Genomic DNA, 17,721 nt, shown 5'->3' on the forward strand with positions numbered 1-17,721 from the left:
AACGCCTTTCAGCCTGGCAAGGTTTCCACAAATGGCCCGTCTGCGGTGTGTCCTCCTGGTGACCTTGGGCTGCCTCACCCTCGCGGCGCCGCTCCGAGCGCAGACGGTCGGAGGTTTCGACTACGCCCCCGAATACGACTTCTCCGAGTTCTGGGCCGCGACCGACGGCCGCCTGTTCCAGGTGATCGTCGCGGGCAATCCCTTTCCCCAATGGCCGCTGGAACAGGTCAAGGAACGGCTGCTGCCGGTGATGCAAGCGAACAAGCCTAGGCCGGCTCTCACCTTCACCTACCAGTTGCCACCCGAGGAACTGCGGCCCAGCTACCGCCTGGTGCTCGTCTTTTCGCCGGCAAACGACCTCACTGCGGCGCGAGTCTGTGCGGGGCTGTACTTCCTGAAGCCGCCCACACCCGGCCGCGTCTACGTGTTCGGCGTCTATTGCCGCAACGACCTCGCGCTTTCGCAGACCACGGCGTGGACGCAAGCGAACGGACCCGACGACCCGCGGCTCGGCCAGATGTTTGCCCAACTGTTCATGGTCCTGTTCGACGACCGGCGGTGGCAGCGTTTCCCCTTCAATCCGTGGTTTGCCCGCTAGCGGATCCGGCCTAAGAGAGAACCCATATCAGGGGGATCTCTTGGGTACTGACGTAGAAATCTGGATGCTCTTCGCGCCGTTCTGGCTGCTGGGCATGTTCGCGGCGCTGGGCGCGCTCTGGCACTTCGTGCAATTCCTGAGCGTGCACGGCAAGGCCCATGCGGCCGGGCAGGTCTCGAAGAAATACGAATTCGGCACGCGCCTACAGCCGCATGAAACCACTACACAGGGGCACCATCATCTGACACGGGCGCGAACCGCCGTGCTGCTGTTCGTCGGATTCATCGCACTGGGACTGGTGGCCGGCGTCCTGTGGACGTTGTGGCGGGGCTAGCTCCCCACCGTCATTCGGCCACCAGCCCCACGATCTCGTAGCGGCCCGGATCCGGCGACGGTCCAGCAATCAAGACCTGCTGATCGCAGGCGGTCAGGACTAGGACGAGCAAACCGAGGGAAGCAAAGATCCTGCGGAACATGACGAAATTCTCCATCTGCCCGAGGAACGCCGGCCGTTTGCCTTTGGTTGCCAGGTTTCGCAGTCTGCGTGCCCGAGACTGATGATAACGGGGCGGGGGCCCGAGCCTGAATCATGACCCGACATCGAATGCTGCGCCGCATCGCGTACGTGCGGCGCAACCGCTGCAGCGCCCTCGTGGTTGCGCTCACCTTGTTCATCCTCCTCAACCCCTTGCTGGCCGTCTCGGCGATCGGCGGCTCGATGCTGGGCGTGGCGTTGTTCGTCGTGCTCGTGCTGGCGGTGTGGGCGCTGCGACTCGAGCGGCCTGTACTCTGGGGGCTGGGCCTGTTTGGGTTCATCACCATTGACGCGCTGATCGCCGATCGCATGGGCTACAGCGGGCTGCGACCCATCGCACTCGGCGCCACGGCGCTGTTCGTGGGGGCAATCACCATCGCGCTCCTGCACTACGTGCTTGATCGCCGGCCGATCACGACGGACAAGGTGTTCGGTGCGGTGGCCGCCTACATCCTGATCGCCATGTCCTTCGCCAGCCTGTTCGGCTTCCTCCAGGTCTTCCAGGCCAACGCCTTCACGGCCGCCATAGCCCACGGTCCGGACGGCAAGCTCAACTGGCCGGACCTGATGTACTTCTCCTTTACGGTGCTGACCTCCACAGGATTCGGCGAGATCACGCCCGCGACGCCGATGGCACGGTCCCTGATCGTGATCGAGCAGGTGCTGGGCGTCATGTACGTCGCCTTCCTGATCGCGCGTCTGGCCAACCTGTACGGGTCGCCGAAGCCCCTGAACTAGCGGCAGACAATCTCGCTCTGCGCATCGTCCAAAATCTGCTGGCCACGCTATACTCTTCGGCAAAACCAGATGAGGAACGCCATGGTTATCGCGGCTGGAGCAACACGGGCGAGCGAGACGGCCGACACCGTCGAACACTGGGACGTCATCGTCATAGGCGCCGGTCTCTCGGGCATGTACCAGCTCCTGAAGCTGCGCCAGATGGGTTTCAAGGCCCGCGTCTACGAGGCAGGCGGCGGCGTCGGCGGCACCTGGTACTGGAACCGCTACCCCGGCGCGCGCTTCGATTCCGAGAGCTGGACCTACGGCTTCTCCTTCTCTCCCGAGGTGCTCGCGGAATGGGACTGGAAGGAGCACTTCTCCGGCCAGCCCGAAAACCTGCGCTACTGCGAGTTCATCGCCGACAAGTTCGACCTGCGCCGCGACATCACTTTCAACGCCCGCGTTAAGGCCGCGCACTGGGACGAGGCGGCCAATGAGTGGGAGGTGACCTTCGAAACGGGCGGCCGCGCCCGCGCCCGCTTCCTTGTCACGGCCATCGGGCCGCTGTCGTCGCCCACCATGCCGACCATTCCCGGCATCGAGGATTTCAAGGGCGAGTCCTGGCACACCGGCCTGTGGCCGCATCATCCCGTCAGCTTCACGGGCAAGAAGGTCGCCGTGATCGGCACCGGCGCGTCGGGCGTGCAGGCGATCACCGAGATCGCCAAGACCGTGGGCGAGCTCACCGTGTTCCAGCGCACCCCCAACTGGTGCACGCCGCTGCGCAACAGCCGGATCGAGCCGGAGACAATGGCCGACATTCGCTCGCGCTACGACCAGATCTTCGCCCAGTGCCGCGAGAACTGGGGCTGCTTCGTCCACACCGCCGATCCGCGCCATTCGACCGACGTGACCCCGGAGGAGCGCGAGGCCTTCTTCGAGAAGCTCTACAACACGCCGGGCTTCGCCTTCTGGCAGGGCAATTTCCGCGACGTGCTCATGGACCAGGCGGCCAACGACGCTCTGACGGAATTCGTGGTCAAGAAGATCCGCGCCCGCGTGAAGGACCCGAAGATCGCCGACAAGCTGATCCCGACCAACCACGGCTACGGCACGCGGCGGGTTCCGCTCGAGAGCGGCTACTTCGAGGTCTACAACCAGCCCAATGTGAAGCTGGTCGACATCCGCGAGACGCCGATCGAGCGCATCACCGAGACCGGTCTGAGGGTCGGTGGCGTCGACTACGTCTTCGATATGATCATCTACGCGACCGGGTTCGACGCCATCACCGGCGCCTTCGATCGCATCGACTTCCAGGGGCGCAATGGCGAGAAGCTGCGCGACAAATGGGCCGACGGGCCGCACACCTATCTCGGCCTGAACATCGCGGGTTTCCCCAACATGCTGACGCTGGTCGGCCCCCACAATGCGGCCACCTTCTGCAACCTGCCGCGCTGTATCGAGCAGAATGTCGAGTTCGTATCCGACCTTCTGGGATACATGCGCGAGAAGGGCTTCACGCGTATCGAGGCGACCCCGGAGGCCGAGGCGACGTGGACGGCACACGTCTATGAGACGGGCTCCCGTCTGCTGCTCACCAAGGTCGATTCCTGGATGACGGGCGTGAACAAGAACGTACCCGGCCGCCTCAAGCGCACCTTCATGGCCTATGCCGGTGGTGCCCCCAAGTATCGCCAGAAGTGCGAGGAGATCGCTGCCAACGGCTATGAGGGGTTCGCGCTGCGCTGACGCCTCAGCGCGCGCCGCGCACGAGCCGGCCGGGGCGGGCGCCGGTGAAGGCGCCGTCGCGGTAGGTCACCTCGCCGCCGACGATGGTGGCGACGTAGCCTTCGGCCTTCTGTTCCAGTCGGCGGCCGCCGCCCGGCAGGTTGTTCACCGGCCGTGGCGCCGAGACCTTGAGGCGGTCGAGGTCGATCACGTTGACGTCGGCCTTGTAGCCCGCCTGCAGCCGCCCGCGATCGCCCAGGCCGACCGTGCGCGCGGGCACGTCGGTGAGTTGCTGAATCGCCCAGGGCAGAGGCCAGCGCTCGCCCTTGCGGTCACGTGTCCAATAGGTGAGCGCATGTGTCGTGTAGCTCGCGTCGCAGATCAGACCATAATGCGCGCCGCCGTCGCCCAGCGCCATCACCGTGTGTTCGTGGCGCAGCATGCTGGCCATGTTGGCGTCGGAGCAGTCGGTGTAATTGGCGCCGGGATGAAACAGGATCGTGCGGCCGTCGCCACCGGCCAGAAGATCGTAGGCGAGTTCGAGCGGCGTGATGCCGAGCCGGGCGGCGCGCGCGTCGAGTCGCTGGTCGGCCGGCGGCGTATAGTCAGGCGGATCGCCCAGCACGAACATGTTGGCGACGCTGCGCATGAAGGCCAGCATCTGCGGGTTGCGATAGGTCGGTTGCTCGGCGAGGAGCTGCGCTTTCATCGCCGGATCGCGCAGCCTGGCGAGCTTGGCCTCGAGAGTAAGGCCCTCGATCTCGCGATAGCTCGGGCAGGTCGAGAAGGGATGGAACGAGAGTTCCAGCCCGTAGAGCACGGCGACGGGGCGCGCCGCAACCTGACCGCGGATCGGCAGCCCGTCGCGATGAGCCCGTTCGATCTCGCGCAGCAGGGTCTGCCAGCGTCCAGGGTAGAGCGAGAGGTCGAGCAGCGTGAAGGAGAGCGGCCGCCCCGAAAGCTCGACGAGCCGGCGCAGCATGGCGAACTCGGTGGCGCCTTCGGCTGTGGTGTCCGCGAAATCGTCGAGGAGCTGGATCACGCCCTTGCCGGCGCGGCGCATGCCGCGCGCGATCGCAGCGAGCTCTTCCTCGCCTGCGGTGATGGTAGGCGTCAGCGCGCCGTCTGGCGTGCGATGGAACAGCGAGCGCGAGGTCGAGAAGCCGAGTGCGCCCGCATCGAGGCCTTCCTGGACGAGCGTCGCCATCTCCGCCAAGTCCGACGCATTGGCCGGCTCGCGGTCGACGCCGCGCTTCCCCATTACGAAGACGCGCAACGGCGCGTGCGGCACCTGTGTGGCGAAGTCGATGTCGCATTGCCGCTTCGACAGCGTGTCGAGGTAGTCGGGAAAGCTCTGCCAATTCCACGGCACGCCCTCACGCATCACCAACTCAGGGATATCCTCGACGCCTTCCATCAGGTTCATCAGCGTGTCGCGGTCCTGCGGGCGACAGGGTGCGAAGCCCACACCGCAATTGCCCATCAGCACCGTCGTCACGCCATGACCGGAGGAGGGCGAGAAGCGGTCGTCCCAGGTAACCTGGCCGTCATAGTGGGTGTGGATGTCGACGAAACCCGGCGTCACGGCGAGCCCTTTGGCGTTGATCTCCTGGCGGCCCGTGCTGTCGATACGGCCGATGGCGGCGATCCTGCCGTCCTGGATGGCGATGTCGGCTTCGCGCGGCTCTGTTCCGATCCCGTCGATCACGGTGCCGTTGCGCACGATCAGATCGTATGAGGCGGCCATGGCGTCCTCTCGCAAGAGTTGCTCCGGATTGCCTAGCACTCCGGTAGCGGGAAGTGAAACACCAGCACGAAAACGCCGGGACCTTGCGGTCCCGGCGTCATCGCCAAGATATGCAGAAATGCTTAGCGGATGATCGTGACCTGGAGCGCCGTCTGCACGCTGTACACCGTGGTGATCTGCGTGCCCGGCTTGATCGTCTTCAGCGCGGCCTTGCCGGCCTCGCTCACGATCTGCGGCATCTGGATGACCTCGCCGCTGTCAGGTGAGGGCTTGTCGGGCTCGCCACCGGAGGCGTTGATCAGGAACACCGTATTGGTCGCGAGATCGACCTTGGTGCACATGCCGGCCATCGACCAGAGGCGGATGCGCTCCCGCGCGCCGGGGATACCCTCGATGCGGGCGCCCTGGGCCATCATCGCCTTGGCACGCGCCGTCACGGCGGGCGTGGTGGGGGCGATCAGGAAATCGACATAGTCGTACCACTGGACGTCAACGATCTGGCCGACGCGGAGTGCTCCGTAGTTGGTGACCAGGTCGGCCGCCTTCATCTTAACTCGGCCGAGATCCTGCCAGACGATGACGAAGCCGCGCGTCTTCTCGTCGAGGCTGTGGATCGTGCCACGCTTGAAGTTCTGGTAGGCCGACGAAATGTAGAGGTCTTCCTGGGCCGTCGCGGAGAACGGCAGGACGGGCAGGACGGCGGTCGCGACAGCGACGCCACCGAGCAGCTTCAATGTCGAACGACGGTCTGCTTGCATAAGTCTCTCCCCCTTCACATCGCGCGGGATGTTCGGCTCCGGCACGCACGGGTCCTGGTACGCCTCCGAACAGACTGCGGGGTTATGCCGACGAAAGTTTTTCCCGGCAACTTCATTTGCAGCACTTCTGCGCGTATCTGGGAAGATCAATGATCTTTCCCTGGCGATGCGAGAACATCGTCAGGAAAACGTGACTTGAACCTCGGAGGGTGGGGGGATGGTTATGTTGGCGGAAGGAACACACCATGCCTCATCAGAGTGCCCTGCTGTCCGTCGCCCGCGCCTTGCCGCCGCATCGGCTCCTGCAGACTGAAGCGGCCGAAGCGGCGCGGGGAATCTTCGCCCATCGCTATGCCGCCTTCGAGCGAATGGTGCCGGTCTTCACGACCTCCGGAATCGAAGCGCGCCACACGGTGATGCCCTTGGACTGGTACCTCTCCTCGCTGGGCTGGCCCGAGCGCAACGCGGCCTATCTCGAAGGCGCGCAGGAACTGTTCGTCGAGGCCGCGATGCGGGCGCTCGCGGCCGCGGGGGTCCCAGCCTCCGAGGTCGACACGATCGTCACCATCTCCTCGACCGGCGTTGCGACGCCGAGCCTCGAGGCACGCGTTGCCGGGCGTGTAGGCTTTCGCGCCGATGTCGAACGCGTGCCGGTGTTCGGTCTCGGTTGCGCGGGCGGTGTCTCGGGCCTGGCGATTGCGAGCCGTCTGGCAGCGGCGCGGCCAGGCTCGACCGTGCTGATGGTCGCCATCGAGATCTGCACTTCGGCCTTCCGCATGGACCAGCTCACGCCCGCCAACATGGTGGCGACCGCCCTGTTCGGCGACGGCGCGGCAGCCTGCGTCGTGCGCGCCGGCTCGGGCGGGGAAGGACTCGCCCGGATCGAAGGGGCCGGTGAGCATCTTTGGCCCGACACGCTCGACATCATGGGCTGGAAGGTCGACCCGACGGGCCTTGGCGTCATCTTCGATCGCTCGATCCCGCCCTTCGCCGAGCAGAAGGTCGGGCCGGCGGTCGAGGGCATCCTGTCGCGCATCGGTGTAGCGCGCGGCTCGGTCGATCGCTTCGCCTGTCATCCCGGTGGCGCCAAGGTGATCACCGCACTGGAAACGACCCTGCGTCTCGACCAGGGCGCGCTCGATCACGAACGCGAGGTGCTGCGCCGGTACGGCAACATGTCGGCGCCGACGGTGCTGTTCGTGCTGGAGCGACTGATGGAAGCCGGCCTGCCGCAGCGCACGGTGCTGACGGCGCTGGGGCCGGGCTTCACCTGCAGCTGCCTGTCGCTGACGCTCGCCGCCTGAGACCCGGAAATGAACTGGGCGGCGCTCATCCTCGCCTTTGTCACGATGCAGCGGCTGGGTGAACTCGTGCTGGCTCGACGCAACACCCGTCGCCTGCTGGCGCAGGGCGCGCACGAGGTCGGCGCGGCGCACTACCCTCTAATCGTGGTGCTGCACGCCGCCTGGCTGCTTGGTCTCTGGTATCTGGCGGTGTATCGCGCACCTGCGGGACAGGACATCAACCTGCTCTGGCTCGTCCTCTTTGCCGCCCTGCAGGTCGCGCGGCTCTGGGTAATCGCCTCACTGGGCGGACGTTGGACGACCCGCATCATCGTTCTGCCGGGTGCGCCGCTGGTGCAGCGCGGCCCCTACCGTTTCCTGTCCCATCCGAACTACTGGGTGGTGGCGGGCGAGTTCCTCGTCCTGCCGCTCGTGTTCGGGCTGGCATGGTACGGCCTTGTCTTCTCGCTGCTCAATGCTGTGGTGATGTGGATTCGGATTCGGGCCGAATCGGCGGCGCTGGGATCTCAATAGGATGCCAGCACCTCGATCTTGTTGTTGGCGACGATCAGGCGCTTTGCAAGCAGGCGGGCAAGGTTGGCCATGATCTTCTCGCCGGCGTGCGGGTACCGGTCGCGGAAGCCATTGAAGGCATCCAGGGACAATTCGAGGCAGGTGACGTGCGTGTCGGCCCAGACGTCGGCCGACCGGCTCCTCTCCAACAGTGCCATCTCGCCCACGGCCATGCCGGCGGAGAGAGTGGCGAGCCGGACGCCGCTGTGCAGGCGGACGCTGACGACCCCGCTCGATACGAACATCACGGACGATGCCGGATCTCCGGCGGAAATCAGCCGATCGCCAATTCGATACTCGCGCCGGACTATCGAGCTGGTGAGGACAGCCAGTTCATCGGCGTCCAGTCCAGCCAGCAACTCCTGCTCGGCAATGTCGACCGAGTGGCCGCGATAGAGATCCCCATCCTGGCTCTGGATGATGCAGTCCTCGGCCCACTCGATCGCTTCGTCCAGCAGCCCGATGACGTGCACGCTCGGCCGGTCGGCCAGCCAGCCGCGAAGGGCTTGTTCGGCCGGAGTTCCCTTGGGGATTCCGCTGAACACCATCTCGACCCTTCCAGACGCGAGGTCGTCGAAGATGTCAGCAAGTAACCGCAGCGCCGCATCGCTGACGGAGGGCACGCGCCGGAAGTCGAGTATCAGGTAGTTCAGGCCCCGGCGGAGACTGCTGATGCGCCGCGACACGTACTCGACGTTGGCGAAGCTCAATGCGCCGGTAAGCTCGAGGATCGCACACTCTGCGTGATGCGCTTCGAGGATGGCCTGCTCGTGCGCCGGCCGGCTGCGGCGCGACGAGACGCTGCCGACGTCGTAGCCGGCAGCGATGCAGGTCTGCGCGTCGCCGACCCGGTTAAGCATATGCAGGCCGAAATGCGTCGACAGCGCCTCGCAGGTGCGTAGGCCACGGACGCTGTTTCCCTGGTCGTCGATGCGCGGCGAATAGGTGCCCAGGCCGAGCTGCGAGGGAAGGGCCGCGACGATGCCGCCGCCGACGCCGCTCTTGGCGGGAATGCCGACGCGATAGACCCAGCCCCCGGCCGAATCGTACATGCCCGAACTGGTCATGACGGAGAGCGTGCGGGCCACGGCATAGGACGACGTGACCTGCTCGCCGGTCAGTGGATTGCGCCCCTTGTTTGCCAGGGTCGCTGCCATGACGGACAGATCCCGCGCCGAGACGCGGAGCGAGCATTGGCGGAAATAGACGTCCAGCACCTTGTCCACGTCGCCCTGCAGGACGCCGTGGTTGCGCAGGAGATAGGCGATCGCCCGGTTGCGGTCACCGCTTTCCCGCTCCGACCGGAAGGTGGGCTCGTCCACCTCGAGCCGGCGTCCGGCAAAGCGCCCCAGGGTGCTTCGTACGCGCTCAAATGCGCCGTCGGCGTCGCTTTCGCAGATCAGCCCGACGCAGGCGATTGCGCCCGCGTTGACCATCGGGTTGAAAGGGCGATTGTCCGCCCTCAGCCGGATCGAGTTGAAGGCGTCGCCACTGGGTTCGACTCCCACGATCGCCTCGACCCTGTCGGCGCCGACCGCTTCGAGGGCGAGAGCGAAGACAAATGCTTTCGAAATCGACTGGATGGTGAATTCGACCGTGCTGTCGCCGACTTCGTAGACGAATCCGTCGACCGTCGTCGCGGCAATTCCGAAATGGTTGGGATCGGCAAGTGCCAGCTCAGGAATGTACGAGGCGACCTCTCCGCTATCGTCCTTGGAGAAGTCCGCATGGCAGTGCGCCAGGAATCGCGCCAGGGGGAGTTCGGTGGTGGAAACTCGATTCTGGTCCATTTGCGGCACGTGGGGCTGAGATGTCAGGTCTTGCGAGGCTTCGCCGCCCCTCGGGACTTTATGGCAGGAGTATTCTTCAGTCGATGGACAGGAGGGAGGCGAGCGGGCCTCAGATCACCCGCTGCGTCCGCGCGAAGGCCATGTAGAGGTCGTGCGCGCGGGCGGCGATCGGACCGGGCTGCATGTCGCGGCCTTCGTAGCGGCTGACCGGCTGCACCTTGCCGGCATTGCCGGTGGTGAACATCTCGTCGGCTTCCTCCAGCTCCGCCGGACGGATCGTGCGCTCCTCGACCGTGATGCCGGCCGAGCGCAGGAGCCTGATCGTCCGATGGCGCGTGATGCCGGCCAGGAAGCTGCCGTTCGGCACGGGTGTCGCGACCACGCCGTTACGGGCAATGAAGAGGTTGGAGCTGCAGGTCTCCGCCACGTTGCCCAGCGGGTCGAGCACGACGCCGTTGTTGAAGCCGCGCTTCAGCATCTCTGCGACACCGCGCGAGGAATTGGGGTAGAGGCAGCTCGCCTTGGCGTCGGTCGGCGCGGTCTCGGGCGCCGGCCGGCGGATCGACCGGCAGAGGCCGAGGGTCAGCGGCGTGCCGGCGCGCATCGGCGCGACATAGGTGCAGAGCAGGAACTGCGCGGAGTCCGGATCGACCGAGATGGGACCGGCGCCGCCTTTGCCGGCCCAGAACATCGGCCGGACATAGAGCTCGGCCTTGGGCCCAAAGCGCCGCACGCTCTCGTGCATCAGCTTCAGGATCTCTTCCGGCGTCTGGGTCGGGTTCAGGCCGATGGCGCGGGCCGAACGCACCACGCGTTCCGCATGGAGGTCGAGGTCGGGGCCGCAGCCCTCGAACGCCCGCCCGCCGTCGAATACCATGGAGCCCAGCCAGAAGGCGTGGTCGCGCGGGCCCAGGATCGCCGGGTTGCCTTCGTGCCAGGTGCCGTTCCAGTAGGTGAGCGTGTCCATTCTATCCTCGTCGTCCCTCGAAGCGCGCGGACATAGCAGACGATGAGCGGTGCGGCCATCCTCGCATTGGGCGCGGCCTTCTGCTTCGCACTGGCACTGATTCTGACGCAGTTTGGCCTGCGGACGATGCCGTCCTGGCGTTCCCCGCTTTATTCGATCGGCGGTGCGCTGGTCGTGGCGTGGCTTGCGGCGATTCTGTTCGTCGACTGGAGCACCTTCAATCTCGATGCGGCGCTGATCTTCGCTGGGGTCGGCTGTATCTTCCCCGTCGTCGTCTCCATTCTCGCGGTGCGCTCGAACGAGCGGCTGGGGCCGGCGGTGGCCGGCGCCGTCGGCAACGTGACGCCGATCTTCGCCGTGCTGGGCGCGGTGCTGTTCCTCGGCGAGCATCTCGGGTTCGTGCAGTTGGCCGGCCTCGCGATGGTGGTCGGCGGCGTGGCCTTGCTGGCGCTGCGCGGCGGCACCGGTGGCCGGCACTGGTCGGTCTGGGTGCTTGGACTTCCACTCGCTGCAGCGCTGGTGCGCGGCGCGATCCAGCCCGCGATCAAGACGGGCCTTGGCTTGTGGCACGAACCGCTGGCCGCCGCCGCGATCGGCTATGCGCTCTCCTCCGTCGTGATCGTGTCTCTTGTCGGCCGCCGCGCCTTGAGGGAAGGGCCGGCGATCCGCAGTGGGGTGCTGTGGTTCCTGGCCGTCGGCTTCGCCAACGGCAGCGCCACCTTCCTTCTCTATGCGGCGCTGGGCCTCGGCTCCATCACCGTCGTCGCACCACTGGTCGCGCTCTTCCCGCTGATGGGCGTGGTAATGAGCTGGATATTCCTGCGCGGCGAGCAGCTTCATGCGATCGGGTTGCTCGGCATCGTCGTCAGCGTGGCCGGCGTCATTCTCTTGCTTCTGGGTGGAACCTGAAGGCAGGGCCGGGCAGATCGATGCGATTGGCCCGCAATGATCGTTGGTCCGGAAGCAGTTGCTGCGGGCTGGGGGTGTACTAAGGTCTGCCGACTTCGGAGGAAACAACAATGACGACCCCGCTTACCATTCGCCTGCATCCTGCCGACAACGTCGTCGTCGCCCGCATGGACATCCTGTCCGGCACCAGGGTCGAGGGTGAGGTCGCGGCAGCGACGCGCGTACCGCCGGGTCACAAGATTCTCACGAGGGCGGTGAAAAAGGGCGAGCCTCTGCGCAAATACAACCAGATCATCGGCTTCGCGACCGAAGATCTCGGTCCCGGCACGCACATCCATACGCACAACTGCGTCATGGGCGACTTTGAGCGCGACTATGCCTTCTGCGCCGATGCCCATCCGACAGATTTCATCGTGCCGGCGGCCACTTTTCAGGGCTATCGGCGCGCCGACGGCCGCGCCGCGACACGCAACTATCTCGGCATCGTCACGACCGTGAACTGCTCCGCCGCGACCAGCCGAATGATCGCGTCGCGGCTCGAACCGCTGTTGGCGCAGTTCCCCAACATCGACGGCGTCGTGCCGCTGACGCATGGCGGCGGCTGCGGCATGGCGGCGTCGGGACTCGAAATGGACGTGCTGCGCCGCACGCTCGCGGGCTATGCGAAGCATCCCAACATGGCCGCGGTCGTGGTGCTCGGTCTTGGCTGCGAGACCAATCAGATCTCCGGACTGATGACTGCGGAGGGGCTCAAGGAAGGGCCGAAGCTCATTCCGATGGCGATCCAGGACGAAGGCGGTGTCTCCAGGACCGTGCTGCGCGCCGTCGATTTCCTGAAGGAGATACTGCCCGAGGCGAATGACGTGAAGCGTGAGGCCATTCCGGCGAGCGAACTCATCCTCGCCCTTCAGTGCGGTGGCTCGGATGGCTATTCCGGCATCTCGGCCAACCCGGCGCTGGGCGCGGCGGTCGACCTGCTGGTGCGCAATGGCGGCACGGCGGTTCTATCGGAAACACCCGAGATCTATGGTGCGGAACATCTTCTGACGCGGCGCGCCATCAGCAAGGACGTCGGCGAAAAGATCGTCGAACGCATCCGCTGGTGGGAGGATTACTGTGCCCGCACCGGCGGTGAAATGAACAACAATCCGTCTCCCGGCAACAAGGCGGGTGGCCTCACGACCATTCTGGAGAAATCGCTGGGTGCGGTGGCGAAGGGGGGCACGACGAATCTCGTCGACGTCTACAAATATGCCGAGCCGATCACCGCGAAAGGGTTCGTCTATATGGACTCGCCGGGCTACGATCCGGTGTCGGCCACGGGGCAGGTCGCTGGTGGCGCCAATGTCCTGTGCTTCACGACGGGCCGCGGCAGCGTCTTTGGCTGCAAGCCGACCCCATCACTCAAGCTTGCCACGAATACCTCCCTCTATCGACGCATGACCGATGACATGGATATCAACTGCGGAACGATCGTCGATGGCGAGGAAACCATTCAGGAGAACGGCCGGCGGATCTTCGACCTTATTCTTGCCACGGCGTCGGGTCAGAAAACCAAATCGGAGCTTTTGGGAATCGGGGACGACGAGTTCGAGCCGTGGAAGATAGGCGCAACAATGTGAAGGATGGGACGCAGCCAATTTAACCTGGCGGCGTTACGTTCCTCATATGCGATCCTACGACTCACGAACTTGGCCATGCTTTGGTAGCCCAGCCCACAGCGGCCACGGCCATTTCCCCGAGCTTTTACCCAAATTCCCGGTTGTCGAAGGCGGTAGCATCGAGCGCTCCGCCAGCGCGCATTTGCTTGCTCGTTAAACTGCCCAGGAGAGAGACATGGCTACAGGCACCGTCAAGTGGTTCAACGCCACGAAGGGATTTGGATTTATCCAGCCGAGCGACGGCGGAAAGGACGTGTTCGTCCATATCAGCGCAGTCGAGCGCTCGGGCCTGAACGGCCTCAACGAGGGCCAGAAGATCGGCTACGAGATCGCCACCGAGCGCGGCCGTTCGGCTGCCGTCAATCTCAAGGCGGCCGACTGAGGTTATGAGAATCGTTCCCCTCGTCGAACGTCCGGATCTGGTTGAACAGGTCTCGATCTGGGGCTTCGACGAGTGGGGACATCTCAATCCCGGCCAGACGCTCGAGCAACGCAGGGCTCTGATTCAGGTCAAGATGAACGTCGATCGTGTGCCGATCGCCTTCGTTGCCCTGGGTGAGGATGAAGGTATCGTCGGTACCGCGTCCCTGATCTTCGACGATCTCGAAGGCGATCCGCGCAATCCCTGGCTCGCGAGCGTGTTCGTTCCCGCCGAACACCGCGGGAAGGGCATCGCCTCGGCGCTCGTTCGCGCCGTCGAGGATGCGGCCCGGCGCATCGGCTACGATCGCCTCTATCTTTTCACACACTCGGCCGCCTCGCTTTATGCAGGTTTGGGCTGGACGGCGCTTGAGCAGCGCGACTATCGCGGCGAACATATCCAGGTCATGGAGAAGTCGCTGTGAGGGAGCCCGCATGCCATCCGACCTGCACTATCTGTCGCTCGACGAGGTCGCGCGGCGCCTGAAGGCGCGCAAACTGTCGTCCGTCGAGGTGACGGAATCGATGCTCGACCGCATCGGCAAGGTCGATCCCGGGCTGAAAAGCTATGCGACCGTCACGGCCGATCGCGCCCTAGCCGATGCGGTGCGCCTCGACGCCGAGACCGAGTCCGGTATCTCGCGGGGACCGCTGCATGGCGTGCCGATCGCGGTCAAGGATCTCTGCAATACGGAGGGCATCGCGACCGCGGCCGGTATGGAGATCCATCGCGGCAACGTGCCGTCGCAGGACGCGACCGTCGTGGGCCGGCTCAAACAAGCGGGAGCGGTGCTGCTCGGCAAGCTGCAGATGACGGAGGGGGCCTATGGCGCTCACCATCCGAATATTCCCGCGCCGCTCAATCCTTGGAACGCGGCCTACTGGACGGGCTCTTCCTCGTCGGGTTCGGGGGCTGCCACGGCTGCGGGCCTCTGCTACGCCTCGCTGGGTTCCGACACCGGGGGCTCGATCCGCTTTCCCTCGACGATGAACGGGCTGTCGGGACTGAAGCCGACCTGGGGGCGCGTGAGTCGCGCCGGCGTCTTTGCGCTGGCCGAGTCGCTCGATCATATCGGCCCGATGACCCGCAGCGCGCTGGACGCCGCGATCATGCTCGGCGTGATCGCCGGCCCCGACCCGGAGGACCCGACTTCCGTCGGCCTGCCGGTCCCGGACTATGCCGCCTCGATCGACCAGGGTGTACGCGGCAGGCGGATCGGGCTCGCCAGAGACATGCATGGTCTCGATGAGGACGCGTCGCGCGCGCTCGACGGTGCAGTCGAGGCTCTGAAGAACGCGGGTGCGAAGATCGTCGACGTGAAGCTGCCTGACGGATTCGACCAGGGCGCACGCGACTGGGTGCCTCTATGTGGTGTCGAAGCGGCGGTGGCGCACGAAGCCACTTATCCGTCGCGCGCAGCCGAGTACGGTCCAGTGCTCTCCGGTCTGCTCGATCACGGCCGTCGCCTCTCCGCGACGGAGGTTGCGAAGATGCAGCTCCGCCGGGCCGCTCTCACCGGCGAACTCAATCGCCTGCTGGCGTCGGTCGACCTTCTGCTGATGCCCGTGATGGCCCGGGCCGTGTGGTCGACCGAGGCGCTGCAGGCGGCCGGACGCGATCCCGAGACCGTCGCAGCGCGACTGCGCTATACCGCGCCGTTCGATCTCAGCGGCCACCCGACGCTCACGTTGCCGGGTGGCATGTCAGAGGACGGTGTGCCGGTGGGCTTCCAGATCGTCGGAAAGGCCTTCGATGAAGGGCTGATCCTGGCGGCCGGCCATGCCTATCAGCAGCGGACCGACTGGCATTCGAGGCGACCGCCGCTGTAAATGCATGGCGGGAGGGCGCGTGGACGCTGATTTTCCTTTCATTTATAGTGCTTCAATCACTTCCGGGACGCCCATCGCCGCGCAATGACAAGCATCTTCGCGAAAAACCTGCGGCTGCGTCCGAGCATCCTGACGTTGTTCGTTCTGCTGACGGTACCGGTCTTCTTCGCGATCGTGGCGGTCAATTATGTGTCGAACGAGAAGATCGCGCGCGACAATGCCGACGAACTGGTCGGGCGGTTCAGCGTCGAGGCCATCGAGAACATCCAGCACCTTTTCGATCCCATAAAGTCGCTCGTGCGGAGCGCCGCCGCCCTGGGCTCCGAGCAGCCCGATTTCTTCGATGACAACCGCTCGCTGAAGTATCTCTTCAGCATCCTGCAACACAGCGATCGTATCATCAGCATGTATGTCGGCCTGAACGACGGATCGTTCCGTCAGGCCCGACAGATCGACCCAGCCGTCGAGATCCAGGGCAAGCTCCCACCGCCCGGAACGCGCTGGGCGGACCGATGGATCACGCCGCAGCGCGGGTCGTCGCCCATCGATCACTATCTGTTCCTCGACAAGGACCGCAAGGAACTGGGCCTTTCCGAGCAGACCACGTCCTACGATCCGCGGGCGCGCCTGTGGTATGTGACCGCACAGCAGACGCACGACCTTTCGGTCAGCGATGTCGATGTCTTCGCGACACTGGGGCTCGTCGGCTTCACCGTCGGCGCTCCCTTCTATGCTGACGGAGTGCTGCGCGGCGTGGCCGCCGCTGACATCACGCTCGACGGAATGTCCAACTATCTCGCCGAGCGCAAGATCAGTGCGGGCACGCTCTCCTATATCCTCGACCATCAGGGGCGGGTCATCGCCAATTCGGAGCGCACCAAGACCTATACGAGCCATAACGGCAGGGTCGAGCTCCAACACATCACGTCACTCGGAAACGACCTGCCGGCGATCGCCTTCAGCTTCCGGCCACGCGACAGCGAGAGGACGTTCTCGTTCGAGCATGGCGGAAAGCACTACGTCGCGAGCCTCACGACCCTGCCGCCGGCGTTCGGCAAGAAGTGGCAACTCTTCGTCATTACGCCGCTGGCCGACTTTACCAGCGCTTTCGACGAGCAGAACAAGCGACTGGCCCTGTTCGGTGTGATCGCGATCGTCCTGCAGATCTGCATCATCTACTTCCTCTCCAGTGTCATCTCCTCGCCGCTGGAGCGACTCGCCCTCAAGGTGGCGAAAATCCAGGACCTCGAGGGGGACAACCTGCCGCCGCTGCAGTCGCCTATCCGCGAGGTTGCGGTGCTCGCCCGCGCCATCGATACCCTCGATGCGGCCGTGAAGTCCTTCGCCGCCTTTGTGCCCGTGGGCCTCGTCCGCCAACTCCTCGACTCGGATCAAAAGCTGGTGCTGGGCGGCCACAGCCGTTTCCTCACGATTTTCTTCTCGGATCTCGAGGCCTTCTCCTCCATGTCGGAGGAAGTGCCCTCACAGAAGTTGCTGGAGCACGTGTCGGCCTATCTCGGTGTCGTGACCCATGCCGTCAACACAGAGCACGGCACCATCGACAAGTTCATCGGCGACGGCGTCATGGCCTTCTGGGGCGCGCCGGCGCTGCTCGAGGACCATGCGCAGAGATCCTGCTTCGCGGCCCTGCGCATCCGAGAAGGCATGAAGGAACTGAACGCGGGTTGGGAGGTAACCGGTGCCAAGCCGTTGAAGGTCCGCATCGGCATCCATAGCGACGCCGTGCTGGTCGGCAACATCGGCTCCAAGGAGCGGATGAGCTACACCGTCATGGGCGACGGTGTGAACATCGCAGCGCGGCTGGAGGGCATCAACAAGGAGTACGGCACGGGCATCTGCATCAGCCACGCCGTCTTCAAGGAGGCCGGGGAACGGCTTTGCGTGCGGCCGATCGACGACGTGACCGTGAAGGGGCGCCGCTCGAAGGTTCCGATCTACGAACTGGTCGGGGCCCATGGAATCGGCCCGGAGTTCGAGCCGGACGAGGCGATGGTCCGTCTCTGCCAGCTCACGCGTACCGCCTACAACGCGTTGGTCGCCGAGGACTATGCGGCGGCGCTGTCGCGCTACCAGGAGATCATGGCGGAATACCCCGACGATCCGGTGGCGCGGGCCATGGCGAAGCGGTTGGGCACCATCGATCCTTCGCGTCTCGTTCCGCTGCAGATGTCGCGCTGACCG

At 65.1% G+C, this 17,721-nt stretch carries 17 protein-coding genes; 12 read left to right on the forward strand and 5 right to left on the reverse strand.

All coding sequences use genetic code 11. The features are described from left to right. The first annotated feature begins 31 nt into the window (after positions 1–31). Both Q0Q48_RS20395 and Q0Q48_RS20400 read left to right on the forward strand, forming a co-directional pair. Positions 32–598 (forward strand): hypothetical protein, encoded by a 567-nt coding sequence (locus tag Q0Q48_RS20395; RefSeq protein ID WP_295141757.1) that lies wholly within the window; start codon positions 32–34, stop codon positions 596–598. A gap of 40 nt (positions 599–638) precedes the next feature. Then, complete coding sequence (locus Q0Q48_RS20400) at positions 639–932, forward strand: hypothetical protein (RefSeq protein ID WP_295141760.1); 294 nt, start codon at positions 639–641, stop codon at positions 930–932. Positions 933–942: 10 nt separating this feature from the next. On the opposite strand, the gene Q0Q48_RS20405 is transcribed toward Q0Q48_RS20400, so the two are convergent. Further along, complete coding sequence (locus Q0Q48_RS20405) at positions 943–1,074, reverse strand: hypothetical protein (protein WP_295141763.1); 132 nt, start codon at positions 1,072–1,074, stop codon at positions 943–945. 113 nt (positions 1,075–1,187) lie between these two features. Between Q0Q48_RS20405 and Q0Q48_RS20410 the strand changes: the two genes are divergently transcribed. Together Q0Q48_RS20410 and Q0Q48_RS20415 are read left to right on the forward strand one after the other, a co-directional pair. After that, positions 1,188–1,871: a potassium channel family protein gene (locus Q0Q48_RS20410; protein WP_295141766.1), complete on the forward strand. Its 684-nt coding sequence runs from the start codon at positions 1,188–1,190 to the stop codon at positions 1,869–1,871. An 81-nt stretch (positions 1,872–1,952) separates the two neighbouring features. Continuing rightward, the gene (locus Q0Q48_RS20415) at positions 1,953–3,602 is read left to right on the forward strand and encodes an NAD(P)/FAD-dependent oxidoreductase (RefSeq protein WP_295141767.1); all 1,650 of its coding nucleotides are present in this window, start codon (positions 1,953–1,955) and stop codon (positions 3,600–3,602) included. A 4-nt stretch (positions 3,603–3,606) separates the two neighbouring features. Here the strand turns inward: Q0Q48_RS20415 and Q0Q48_RS20420 are convergent, their stop codons facing one another. Further along, positions 3,607–5,328, reverse strand: a complete 1,722-nt coding sequence (locus tag Q0Q48_RS20420) for an amidohydrolase family protein (protein ID WP_295141769.1) — start codon at positions 5,326–5,328, stop codon at positions 3,607–3,609. Between the two features lie 122 nt (positions 5,329–5,450). After that, complete coding sequence (locus Q0Q48_RS20425) at positions 5,451–6,086, reverse strand: hypothetical protein (RefSeq protein WP_295141772.1); 636 nt, start codon at positions 6,084–6,086, stop codon at positions 5,451–5,453. Positions 6,087–6,331: 245 nt separating this feature from the next. Between Q0Q48_RS20425 and Q0Q48_RS20430 the strand changes: the two genes are divergently transcribed. Together Q0Q48_RS20430 and Q0Q48_RS20435 are read left to right on the forward strand one after the other, a co-directional pair. Further along, a complete protein-coding gene (locus Q0Q48_RS20430; RefSeq protein ID WP_295141775.1) occupies positions 6,332–7,390 on the forward strand; it encodes a type III polyketide synthase in 1,059 nt (352 codons plus the stop codon). Positions 7,391–7,399: 9 nt separating this feature from the next. After that, positions 7,400–7,903 (forward strand): isoprenylcysteine carboxylmethyltransferase family protein, encoded by a 504-nt coding sequence (locus tag Q0Q48_RS20435; RefSeq protein ID WP_295141778.1) that lies wholly within the window; start codon positions 7,400–7,402, stop codon positions 7,901–7,903. Here Q0Q48_RS20435 and glsA read toward each other — a convergent pair. Next, the gene (gene glsA / locus Q0Q48_RS20440; RefSeq protein WP_295141781.1) at positions 7,897–9,732 is read right to left on the reverse strand and encodes a glutaminase A; all 1,836 of its coding nucleotides are present in this window, start codon (positions 9,730–9,732) and stop codon (positions 7,897–7,899) included. The genes Q0Q48_RS20435 and glsA overlap by 7 nt on opposite strands. Before the next feature lie 109 nt (positions 9,733–9,841). Beyond that, the gene (locus Q0Q48_RS20445) at positions 9,842–10,699 is read right to left on the reverse strand and encodes a branched-chain amino acid aminotransferase (RefSeq protein WP_295141783.1); all 858 of its coding nucleotides are present in this window, start codon (positions 10,697–10,699) and stop codon (positions 9,842–9,844) included. A gap of 42 nt (positions 10,700–10,741) precedes the next feature. Here Q0Q48_RS20445 and Q0Q48_RS20450 point away from each other — a divergent pair, with 42 nt between their 5' ends. From Q0Q48_RS20450 to Q0Q48_RS20475, 6 genes are all read left to right on the forward strand, one after another. Next, entirely contained in the window at positions 10,742–11,608 is an 867-nt protein-coding gene (locus Q0Q48_RS20450; RefSeq protein WP_295141785.1) for a DMT family transporter, read from the forward strand. Positions 11,609–11,718: 110 nt separating this feature from the next. Further along, the gene (locus tag Q0Q48_RS20455; RefSeq protein ID WP_295141788.1) at positions 11,719–13,230 is read left to right on the forward strand and encodes a UxaA family hydrolase; all 1,512 of its coding nucleotides are present in this window, start codon (positions 11,719–11,721) and stop codon (positions 13,228–13,230) included. Positions 13,231–13,444: 214 nt separating this feature from the next. Beyond that, positions 13,445–13,651 (forward strand): cold-shock protein, encoded by a 207-nt coding sequence (locus tag Q0Q48_RS20460; RefSeq protein WP_230553054.1) that lies wholly within the window; start codon positions 13,445–13,447, stop codon positions 13,649–13,651. Between the two features lie 4 nt (positions 13,652–13,655). Next, positions 13,656–14,114: a GNAT family N-acetyltransferase gene (locus tag Q0Q48_RS20465; protein ID WP_295141792.1), complete on the forward strand. Its 459-nt coding sequence runs from the start codon at positions 13,656–13,658 to the stop codon at positions 14,112–14,114. A gap of 10 nt (positions 14,115–14,124) precedes the next feature. Beyond that, positions 14,125–15,519, forward strand: coding sequence for an amidase (locus Q0Q48_RS20470; protein ID WP_295141795.1), 1,395 nt, complete (start codon positions 14,125–14,127; stop codon positions 15,517–15,519). 84 nt (positions 15,520–15,603) lie between these two features. After that, positions 15,604–17,718, forward strand: a complete 2,115-nt coding sequence (locus Q0Q48_RS20475) for an adenylate/guanylate cyclase domain-containing protein (RefSeq protein WP_295141797.1) — start codon at positions 15,604–15,606, stop codon at positions 17,716–17,718. Positions 17,719–17,721 lie beyond the last annotated feature (3 nt).

Origin of the sequence: uncultured Reyranella sp. (assembly GCF_945957355.1) — a bacterium.
Lineage (GTDB): Bacteria > Pseudomonadota > Alphaproteobacteria > Reyranellales > Reyranellaceae > Reyranella.

Coding starts and splice junctions, on each gene's coding strand:
- Q0Q48_RS20395 (WP_295141757.1), top strand. CDS start 32: ATGGCCCGTCTGCGGTGTGTCCTCCTGGTGACCTTGGGCTGCCTCACC.
- Q0Q48_RS20405 (WP_295141763.1), bottom strand. CDS start 1,074: ATGTTCCGCAGGATCTTTGCTTCCCTCGGTTTGCTCGTCCTAGTCCTG.
- Q0Q48_RS20410 (WP_295141766.1), top strand. CDS start 1,188: ATGACCCGACATCGAATGCTGCGCCGCATCGCGTACGTGCGGCGCAAC.
- Q0Q48_RS20415 (WP_295141767.1), top strand. CDS start 1,953: ATGGTTATCGCGGCTGGAGCAACACGGGCGAGCGAGACGGCCGACACC.
- Q0Q48_RS20420 (WP_295141769.1), bottom strand. CDS start 5,328: ATGGCCGCCTCATACGATCTGATCGTGCGCAACGGCACCGTGATCGAC.
- Q0Q48_RS20425 (WP_295141772.1), bottom strand. CDS start 6,086: ATGCAAGCAGACCGTCGTTCGACATTGAAGCTGCTCGGTGGCGTCGCT.
- Q0Q48_RS20430 (WP_295141775.1), top strand. CDS start 6,332: ATGCCTCATCAGAGTGCCCTGCTGTCCGTCGCCCGCGCCTTGCCGCCG.
- Q0Q48_RS20435 (WP_295141778.1), top strand. CDS start 7,400: ATGAACTGGGCGGCGCTCATCCTCGCCTTTGTCACGATGCAGCGGCTG.
- glsA (WP_295141781.1), bottom strand. CDS start 9,732: ATGGACCAGAATCGAGTTTCCACCACCGAACTCCCCCTGGCGCGATTC.
- Q0Q48_RS20445 (WP_295141783.1), bottom strand. CDS start 10,699: ATGGACACGCTCACCTACTGGAACGGCACCTGGCACGAAGGCAACCCG.
- Q0Q48_RS20450 (WP_295141785.1), top strand. CDS start 10,742: ATGAGCGGTGCGGCCATCCTCGCATTGGGCGCGGCCTTCTGCTTCGCA.
- Q0Q48_RS20455 (WP_295141788.1), top strand. CDS start 11,719: ATGACGACCCCGCTTACCATTCGCCTGCATCCTGCCGACAACGTCGTC.
- Q0Q48_RS20460 (WP_230553054.1), top strand. CDS start 13,445: ATGGCTACAGGCACCGTCAAGTGGTTCAACGCCACGAAGGGATTTGGA.
- Q0Q48_RS20465 (WP_295141792.1), top strand. CDS start 13,656: ATGAGAATCGTTCCCCTCGTCGAACGTCCGGATCTGGTTGAACAGGTC.
- Q0Q48_RS20470 (WP_295141795.1), top strand. CDS start 14,125: ATGCCATCCGACCTGCACTATCTGTCGCTCGACGAGGTCGCGCGGCGC.
- Q0Q48_RS20475 (WP_295141797.1), top strand. CDS start 15,604: ATGACAAGCATCTTCGCGAAAAACCTGCGGCTGCGTCCGAGCATCCTG.